General features: G+C 46.8%; 9 protein-coding genes and 1 pseudogene. 1 reads left to right on the top strand and 9 read right to left on the bottom strand.

What is annotated here, in order from left to right; translation table 11 throughout:
- Positions 1-27: 27 nt before the first annotated feature.
- The 5 genes and pseudogenes from H740_RS02520 to tupB form a co-directional block, all read right to left on the bottom strand.
- Positions 28-564: pseudogene (locus tag H740_RS02520) on the bottom strand (molybdopterin-dependent oxidoreductase); the annotation flags it as partial.
- Positions 565-610: 46 nt separating this feature from the next.
- Entirely contained in the window at positions 611-787 is a 177-nt protein-coding gene (locus H740_RS02525) for a twin-arginine translocation signal domain-containing protein (protein ID WP_002951002.1), read from the bottom strand.
- Positions 774-1,499 carry a TorD/DmsD family molecular chaperone gene (locus H740_RS02530; protein WP_002951004.1) on the bottom strand — a complete coding sequence of 242 codons (726 nt, stop codon included), beginning with the start codon at positions 1,497-1,499 and terminating at the stop codon, positions 774-776. The genes H740_RS02525 and H740_RS02530 overlap by 14 nt, the downstream gene beginning before the upstream one ends.
- 300 nt (positions 1,500-1,799) lie before the next feature.
- Positions 1,800-2,753 (bottom strand): tungstate ABC transporter ATP-binding protein TupC, encoded by a 954-nt coding sequence (tupC, locus tag H740_RS02535; protein WP_002951005.1) that lies wholly within the window; start codon positions 2,751-2,753, stop codon positions 1,800-1,802.
- Between the two features lie 94 nt (positions 2,754-2,847).
- Positions 2,848-3,540, bottom strand: a complete 693-nt coding sequence (gene tupB / locus H740_RS02540) for a tungstate ABC transporter permease TupB (protein ID WP_002951007.1) — start codon at positions 3,538-3,540, stop codon at positions 2,848-2,850.
- 75 nt (positions 3,541-3,615) lie between these two features.
- Here tupB and tupA point away from each other — a divergent pair, with 75 nt between their 5' ends.
- Positions 3,616-4,434 carry a tungstate ABC transporter substrate-binding protein TupA gene (gene tupA, locus H740_RS02545; RefSeq protein WP_002951010.1) on the top strand — a complete coding sequence of 273 codons (819 nt, stop codon included), beginning with the start codon at positions 3,616-3,618 and terminating at the stop codon, positions 4,432-4,434.
- Between the two features lie 225 nt (positions 4,435-4,659).
- Here tupA and H740_RS02550 read toward each other — a convergent pair whose 3' ends face one another.
- From H740_RS02550 to fdhD, 4 genes are all read right to left on the bottom strand, one after another.
- Positions 4,660-5,985, bottom strand: a complete 1,326-nt coding sequence (locus H740_RS02550) for an aminotransferase class V-fold PLP-dependent enzyme (protein ID WP_002951012.1) — start codon at positions 5,983-5,985, stop codon at positions 4,660-4,662.
- Between the two features lie 201 nt (positions 5,986-6,186).
- On the bottom strand, positions 6,187-6,375 hold the full coding sequence (locus tag H740_RS02560; RefSeq protein ID WP_002951016.1) for a hypothetical protein: 189 nt from the start codon (positions 6,373-6,375) through the stop codon (positions 6,187-6,189).
- Between the two features lie 27 nt (positions 6,376-6,402).
- Entirely contained in the window at positions 6,403-7,170 is a 768-nt protein-coding gene (locus H740_RS02565) for a winged helix-turn-helix domain-containing protein (protein ID WP_002951018.1), read from the bottom strand.
- A complete protein-coding gene (fdhD, locus tag H740_RS02570; RefSeq protein ID WP_002951020.1) occupies positions 7,163-7,945 on the bottom strand; it encodes a formate dehydrogenase accessory sulfurtransferase FdhD in 783 nt (260 codons plus the stop codon). The genes H740_RS02565 and fdhD overlap by 8 nt, the downstream gene beginning before the upstream one ends.
- Positions 7,946-8,282 lie beyond the last annotated feature (337 nt).

Consider the following 8,282-nt stretch of genomic DNA (forward strand, 5'->3'; position numbering starts at 1 on the left):
CACACCGGCGACTGTTGCGCTATGTCAAATTCTAGCTTGGTGATCTAGATTGTTTGTCCCAAACATCGCAGAGAATTTACTGATGTAGTAGCTTTGCTCGTTGCTATCTTTTGCAGAGCCTAGAAACATCACTTGCTCCGGGTTTTTCTCGCGATATGCTTTTAGTTTTGCGCCGATCTCGTCAAGCGCGTCTTTGTAGCTGATGCGTTTCCATTTGCCGCCGACTTTTTTCATCGGGTATTTCACGCGGCAGTGAGAGCGCACCATATCGATGACGTCGCTACCCTTACAGCAGTGGCCGCCAGCGCTTACCGGGTGGTCTTGGGCCACCTCTTGGCGCACCCATACACCGTTTTCCACTTCGGCGCGCACTCCGCATCCAACGGAGCAGACCGTACAAACGGTTTTTACGATTTTAGAGTTTGGAAACGGATTTGCCATTTCTTCTTTTGTGGCGCTTCTAGTTACGCCGCTAGCAGCCAGCCCGCTCATGCCGCCCGCTACGCCCGCTAGCGCGGCCATTTTTAAAAACGATCTTCGCCCGACTGCGTTTGAGTGGGGCATAATACGTAAATTTGCCTCAGACATATTTATCCTTTCTTAAATTTTATTATTTCGCTTGTTCGTAGTATAGATCCCAGTTTTTGCTTCTTTTATAAAGCACCTCGGTCTTTTTGCCTTTACCGTATTTTAGGTTTGACGCCGCTGCCGTCGCTACTCCAGCCGTAGCCGCTACCGCGCCGGCGATGCCCGCTTTTTTTAGAAATTCTCGCCTATTTTTTTGCATTTTCTTCCTCCATAGCTTTTATCTTTCTCACTCGGTTTTTTTGCCTTCTTATGGCCTCAGATCTTGAAACTCCGTCCAAAGTCTTTTTGCTTTCGCCTTGATTTATAGGACGAGGCGTGCTTAAAACTACGCGCTCAAACTCTATAAATCCTTGCAGTAGCACCGCGACGTCTTTGTAAACTTCGCTGCTTTCGTGGTTAAAAAGATCATTTATAAACTCGTCGATGTTTGGGTTTATGATCTCTTTAAAAAGCTGCTCCTCAAGCTCGCCGTATAGCTCCAGCTCGCTCTCTCGCGCGATAAATTCGCTCATTAGCGCAAACACGAAACCCACGTTGTCTTCGTTTTCTTTAAATTTAGCCTCGTCGCGTCTAATATCCGTGCGGGCTAAAATTTTACGCACTTTTGCGCAAGCGTGTCCGACCTCGTAGCCCTCGTCGTAGTAGGACAGCGAGTTTCTAAGCGGACTTGGCAGAGCGTGGAAAATTTCGTCGAATTCATCCGCTAAATTTTGCGGATTTTCCTCGTCAAATTTTACCTGTATGCGCATTATCGCGGCGGCCGATTCTTCGTTTAGAGCGTGCGCCGAGGCAAGGCCTAGCATCGCATTTACGCCGCTAAATCTATCGGCGTCTTGGCTAAAAACGAAAAAACGCGAAAATAACGAGTAATAAAGTCCTCGTCCCGCCGCAAATTCGCCCTTGCTAGTCATTGCCTTCCTTTATCATTTTTATCTATTTTTTGAGATTTTTCTCGATTGTGAAACTATACTACTTTTTGGCTTATTTCTTATACTTAAAAAAAAATAAATTAGAAAAATTAATATACGCTTAAATATGCCTTAGTTGCATATTACTTACGGCGATTTTTAGGTGGTAAATTAAATATGAAATTTCCGCATATATCTCGTATTTACGCTTCATTTTGATATTTACTTTTAACTCGGCTATTTTAACGGGCGTTAAATGAGTCTAAATTTAAAATTTGAAACGAAATTTGTAAAATTTGAGGCTCATTCAAGCCCCAAAAACGCTCCATCGTCAAATTTAAAATAAATATTTTCGCCGACGTTAAAATTTTGCGAATTTGGCGCCAGCGTTTTAATCAAAAAGTCGCCGACTTTGATTTTTACCAAAAGATCTTTGCCAAGATAGAGCGAAACCGAGTGCAAGATGCCTTCAAGATAGCCTTCTATCGGCGTTTTACTCAGCATTACTTTACCCGGATTTACGGCGATCTTTACGGCGTTACGTAAATTTGACGGCAAATTTACGACCGCGTTTTCGTCAAATTTTAAAACCCCGTCCCGCGCGTCGAAAATATTTTTGTATTCAAATTCGCATACGCGCCCCTTGTGCAAAAAGACGTTTTCTTCGGCGACTGCGGTTAGCCATTTATCGTCGTGGCTAGCGATCACAAAGCCGCAGCCGTATCGTTGCCGCATATAAAGCACCGCCTTGCCGAAAAGCTTTGAGGTGCCCACGTCCACGCTATTTGTCGGCTCGTCGAGTAGATAAAGCCGCGATCTAAGCGCCAAATTTAACGCAAAGCTAACGCGCTGCGTCTGTCCAGAGCTTAGCTCAAAGTGGCGCTTGTTTAAAAAGCTCTCGTCAAGCCCGACCAAATTTAACGCCTCGCTCGCCCGCTCGTCAAATTCCGCTAGCACTCCGCGGCTTTTTAAAACGGCCTTGAAGTTTTCCCTCACAGAGCGTTTTAAAAGCGCGGGCTCGGGCAACAAAACGCTAACGTCGCGCAGTAAATTTAAGCTAGGCGCGCTGCTCCCCCACAGCCGCACTTCGCCCGAGCTTGGCTTTTGCAAAAACGACATCACTCGCATCAATGTGCTTTTGCCGCTGCCGTTACTGCCAGTTAGCGCGGTGATTTTGGTGACGTCGATATCAAGGCACGGGATGTTTAAAATCTCGCTCGCGCCGTAGTTTAGGCGTAAATTTCTAACGTTTATCACTTTGCGCCTTTCTTGTTAAATTTAAATAAAAGGCTCAAATTTGGCGCGCCCAGCCTGCTTTTTACGAGCGTAAAATTTTCAAATTTATCAAATTTCATCTATCAAGCCTTTTTAGCGCGTGTATCGTCAAATTTACCGCAAATGCGATAAAGATGAGCACCAAAGCCAGCGCTATACCCATCGCAAACTCGCCCTTGTTCGTCTCCAGCGACACCGCGGTCGTGATCGTGCGGGTAAAATATTTGATATTTCCGCCGATCATCATCGCCACGCCGACCTCAGCCACGATACGCCCGTACGCCGTCGCTACGACCACCATCAGAGCATACCTCAGCTCGTAAAGCACGCAGCCAACGAGCCTTGGCGCGCTCAGGCGTAAATTTAGGATGGTTAGATAGTGCTTTTTGTCCATATTTTCCACGACGCTAGCGCTTAGCGAGATGATGATGGGTAGTGCTAGCACGAACTGCCCCAGCATCACGGCCTTTAGCGTAAAAAGCAGCCCAAACTCGCCAAACGGGCCGTTTCGCGTGATAAATGCATACAAAATAAGCCCGATCGCAACCGTCGGCATCGCAAGCGCCGTATCGCTGAGCAGCCTAAGAATCCTGCGCCCTTTAAAATCGTAAAATCCCAGCGTAAATCCTAGCGGAAAACCGACTAAAATCGCAAAAAATATCGAAACGCTCGAAGTGTAAAGCGTCGCCCTGATCGCCGAATACGTCTCCTCGTCGCCGTTAAAAAGCAGCCTAAAGGCCTCCAAAAATCCGTTTAGTAGAAAATCCAAATATTCTTTCCTTGCATATTTCTTAAGCGTTAATTTAATGTGCTATAATAGCATACTTTTTTAAAAAGGAGAAAAATGAAAAAAGTAATACTAGGCTCGCTAATCGCGAGCGTTTTGGCGTTTGCGGGCGATAGCGAACTCATCATGGCAACCACCACCAGCACCGATAACACGGGGCTGCTAGACGCGATCTACCCTGCGTATAAGGCAAAAACCGGCGTCGATATCAAATGGACTGCCGTAGGCACTGGAGCAGCTTTAAAACTAGGCGAGAACTGCGATGCGGACATACTTTTCGTGCATTCGCCAAAAGTTGAAAAAGAATTCGTAGAAAAAGGTTTTGGCGTCGAGAGAAAAGCCGTAATGTACAATGACTTCGTCGTCATCGCCGATAAATCGATCGCGGATAAATTTAAAGGCAAAGACATAAAAGAGAGCTTTGAGCTAATCAAAAAAGAGAATATCAAATTTTTCTCTCGCGGCGATAAATCAGGCACCGACAACAAAGAAAAAGGTATCTGGAAAAAAATCATCGGCGAAGTGCCTGAAAAAGACGGCTGGTACATGCAAACCGGCCAAGGCATGCTAGCTACTATCAACGCAGCAGCCGAGCAAAAGGGCGTTACTTTCACCGACCGCGGCACCTACATAAAGTACGAGGACACCAAAAAAGGCGCGCCTGAGATGGTCATCATCAACGAGGGCGACAACGATCTAAAGAACTTCTACTCGCTAATCGCGGTAAATCCGAAGCACTGCGCTAAGGCCGACATCGAAAATGCAAATAAATTTATCGAGTGGGCGACGAGCGAAGAGGGTCAGAAATTTATCGGAGACTTTAAGTTGCTAGATAAGCCGCTTTTCACGCCTGACGCAAACAGTCGCAAAAACTAATTTTATTTACGCGCAAAATTTGGGTTAAATTTAGAGCTTAAATTTGCGTGATTCGGGCGCGCTTTGCGCCCTTTTTCTTTCTTAAATTTACTCTTTTTTTTTAAATTTGATCAAATTTGAGCGACCAGACCCGTATCTTGACGGTGTAAATTTTTAAATTTGACCGCACATTTTTGATTTGCTCAAATTTGACCTTTTTACGAGCCGAATTTAACCCGCTTAAGTTTAAATCTTCCCGCCGAACATCTCATACATCGCCTTTTCCTCGCCCCAAAGCTCGCGGTGCTTTTTGATACAGGATTTTATCGCGCCCACTAGATAGCGCACGTCTTGCTCGGTGTGCGTGTAGTGCAGGCTCACGCGTACGAAGCCGGGCTTGACTTCTGGCATGCGCCCCTCCTTGATACCCAGCAGATCGTGAGCGTACGGCCCCGCGCACATCACGCCCGCGCGCGTCTGGATGCCAAAGTCGTTGCTAAGGCTCGCGGCGAAATCATACGCCGATACGCCGCGAATGTTAAACGAAAAAATCGGTAGCCGCGACGCGCCCTTTGGAGCATAGTTTATGATCTCGTCTATGCCCGCTAGCTCACTCTCAAAAAGCCGCGCAAGCTCGTCCTCAGCGCTTTTTATCCTCTCAAAACCGACCTCGTTTCGCAGCGCATAAGCCAAATTTGCTCGCATAAGCCCAATGATAGGCGGCGTACCGCCCTCCTCCAGCTGCTCTGGGTTTTTCAAAAACACGTGCCCCTCGCGGCTAGCGTAGGCGACCGTCCCGCCCGCGGCAAATGTCGGCACATCGCTACTAAGCAGCTCCTTTTTGATCGCCAAAAGCCCGCAGCTTGCAGGCCCGCCAAGTAGCTTATGCGGCGAGAGAAAAATCGCGTCAAAATAGTCGCAATCTAAATTTGCGTGAGAGCTTAGAGCCGCGCAGTCAAAGGCCACGATGCCGCCCGCAGCTCTGATTAGCTCGCTGATCTTTTTATAGTCGCTAACGACGCCTGTGACGTTTGAGGCGGCGCTAAACGAGCCAATGATGCGGCGTGTTGCGTTTAGCTTTAGGATGTGCTCAAGCGCAATCAGATCGATCTCGCCGCCCTCGCTAAGCGGCACGCGCAGGTAGTCGCAAAGCCCCTCGCGAAAGCTAAGCTCGTTTGAGTGGTGTTCGTAGGGCGAAACGAGCACGAGCGGAAGCTGCGCGGCGCGTAAATTCGCCTCGCCGATCACGCTTCTGGTCGCAGGCGGCAGATAGATGCCAAGCAGCTCCTGAAATTTCTTGATCGCGGCCGTCGCGCCCTGCCCGCAGGCGATGAGATAAAACCGCTCATCAAGCCCCAGCAGCTTTTTTAGGCTCTCGCGCGCGCCCTCGTAGCGACGCTGCGTGATGATGGCGCTTGAACTACTGTCGGAGTGTGTGTTGGCGTAGGTTTTTAAAATTTCGCCTATCTCGCGCTCTACGGGCTCGTAAGCAAGCCCCGAAGCGGTGTAATCAAAATAGTGCACGCCGGGTTTTAGGATGATATTTTTTCGAATTTCGTCTAAATTTAGCATTTTTTACTCTTTAAATTTGATGCGGTAATTATAGTAAATTTTCGCAAATTTGGGGCTTTTGCGGTGGAAATGATTTAGTAAATTTGGAGGTTAAATTTGAGCAAGCTAAATTTAACCGCAAAGCGGCAAATTTAACTCGGTAAAGCAAAGAGACGTAAGCCGCAGCGGCTCGGAGTCCTTTGCGTAGATTAAAAAATTTTATTATTTGTTTATAAAATTTTTCTCTAGCCACTCGATAGCTTTTGCTTCGGTTTCGAAGCGTCCGCTTTTAGCGACTTGATTTTGCCCCTCGTAAAAGCGAATCCTGATACCGTCTTGGACGCTATCTACCTTTATTCTAGTGATCTTATCTTTGTTTAGATAGACCCTATCGTTTAGTTTTACGTACATTTTTTCTCCCTTAAATTTGATGTGGTTTTATTTCTTTTTATCGTTTGCGTCGTCTTTGGCCGAGTCCTTTTTCTCGCCGTCTTTTTTCAAAAATAGCTCCTTAAAGCGCTTATCCGCAAAATCCTCGATGTCGTTTTGAAGCTGTCTATAGGCGTTTATGAGCTCATGCGCGCGCTCGTTTAGCGTCGTGCCTGCGTTTTCTCCGCCGCCCTGCCTGGTCGTAAAAAGCTCCTCTTTTAGATTTTTTTGTAAAATTTGCAGATGAGTCCAGCATTTTTTATAGTTCATGCCTAGGATTTCGGCGGCCTTTGAGATCGAGCCGACCTCTGCGATGACATCTAGGACTTCTGTTTTACCCTTGCCAAAGATAAGCTCGCCCTCGTCGTTTTCTATCCAGGTTTTGGTTTTTACTCTCATCTTTTTTCCTTTCTTCTCCTTAAAACACCCCAGCTGGCAGTATTTTACGTCGATTTTATAGTCTTTTAGCGTCGAGCGGATCGTCTTTAGTCCCACGCCCGCAGCTGCGTCTCTAGCATCTTTGCACAGGATTCTGTTCTTTTCGTCGGTCATCTGCTTTAGCTGCGTCATCACGGTGTATTTGCCGCGTCCGTTTTCCAGCCCGCCAAACTGCCCTAGCTCGCAGTTGTCGATCTTTACGCCCATTTTTTCAGCTTCGTCGCTGACCAACCCGACCTCTACGCCTAGCTTTGAGGCGATTTTAAACGCCGCGCCGCAGTCTAGCCTACCCTTTGGATTTAGTAGTTTTGTTATCAGTTCGCTGATTTGCTCACTCATAGATTCTCTCCGCGCCGCTATATACGTTTATGTTTTCGCCGCGAGCAAAGCCGCATAGCGTGAGGTTAAATTTACGCGCTATCACGACGCCAAGGCTAGTCGGAGCCGTACGCGAAACGAGCACGGGAATGCCGTGCATGACGGCTTTTGCCACCATCTCGGAGCTGAGCCTCCCGCTCACCATCAAAAACGAATTTTGCAGCTGCACTCCTGCTAGTACCGCCTTGCCGACGGCTTTATCTATCGTGTTGTGCTGAGCGATATCTTCGCCGATATAAAACTGTTCGCCGCTAACAAAAAGCTTAGCCGTGTGCACGCAGCCAGTCATCTCGTAAAGCTCGCACTGCGTGTAAAACTGCCCCATCTGGCGCAAAATTTCATCTTTGTGAAATTTAACCTCGCCCTTTATCGAGCGCGCCGCCATAGCCTCTGGATCGATATTTGCCGTCGAGCTGCGCCCGCAGCCGCTGATTATCACCTTTTCCTCGTCAAACTGCTCGAGGCGCTTTTCGTTGATTTTAGCCTTTACCCGCACGCTTAAAGCGTCGTCTGAGAGCTCGATACTCTCGATATCCTCAGGGCTCGCGATCAAATTTTCGCTGATTAGGTAGCCTGCGGCCAGCGCCTCCTGATCGGTAGGAGTGGCCATCACCGCGCCAAAACGCTTACCGTTTATGTAGATCTCAAGCTTGATCTCGCGCACCAAAATATCATCCACGGCGCTTTTTTGCGCGCCTTTAAATTTGATGATTTGCGTCGTAAAAATAGGTTGCATGGTTTTCCTTAATTTTTGCGAAATGATAGCTTGAAAATCTAAATTTAAGATTTGATTGTAGTGAATTATTGCTTAAATCAAGCAAAAACTTAAACGCTTTTTAGCGCGTTTTTATCGGTGTCTGATGATGATTTATATATGCGAATTTAGCATATATCTTAAATACAAAATTTCCGTAACCGCCACATAAAGCTTCACTACTAGTTTAGTCTAAATTTGACTTTTTCATTCCACCCCTTTCCAAATTTAACCCAAAAAATATTTGCCCCTATTTCCAACTTACATAATTTAAATTTTCTATTTCTCCTATCAAAATACCTAAAATTCCGATAATCGT

Origin of the sequence: Campylobacter showae CC57C (assembly GCF_000344295.2) — a bacterium.
Taxonomy (GTDB): Bacteria; Campylobacterota; Campylobacteria; order Campylobacterales; family Campylobacteraceae; genus Campylobacter_A; species Campylobacter_A showae_B.

Coding starts and splice junctions, on each gene's coding strand:
- H740_RS02525 (WP_002951002.1), bottom strand. CDS start 787: ATGCAAAAAAATAGGCGAGAATTTCTAAAAAAAGCGGGCATCGCCGGC.
- H740_RS02530 (WP_002951004.1), bottom strand. CDS start 1,499: ATGACTAGCAAGGGCGAATTTGCGGCGGGACGAGGACTTTATTACTCG.
- tupA (WP_002951010.1), top strand. CDS start 3,616: ATGAAAAAAGTAATACTAGGCTCGCTAATCGCGAGCGTTTTGGCGTTT.
- H740_RS02550 (WP_002951012.1), bottom strand. CDS start 5,985: ATGCTAAATTTAGACGAAATTCGAAAAAATATCATCCTAAAACCCGGC.
- H740_RS02560 (WP_002951016.1), bottom strand. CDS start 6,375: ATGTACGTAAAACTAAACGATAGGGTCTATCTAAACAAAGATAAGATC.
- H740_RS02565 (WP_002951018.1), bottom strand. CDS start 7,170: ATGAGTGAGCAAATCAGCGAACTGATAACAAAACTACTAAATCCAAAG.
- fdhD (WP_002951020.1), bottom strand. CDS start 7,945: ATGCAACCTATTTTTACGACGCAAATCATCAAATTTAAAGGCGCGCAA.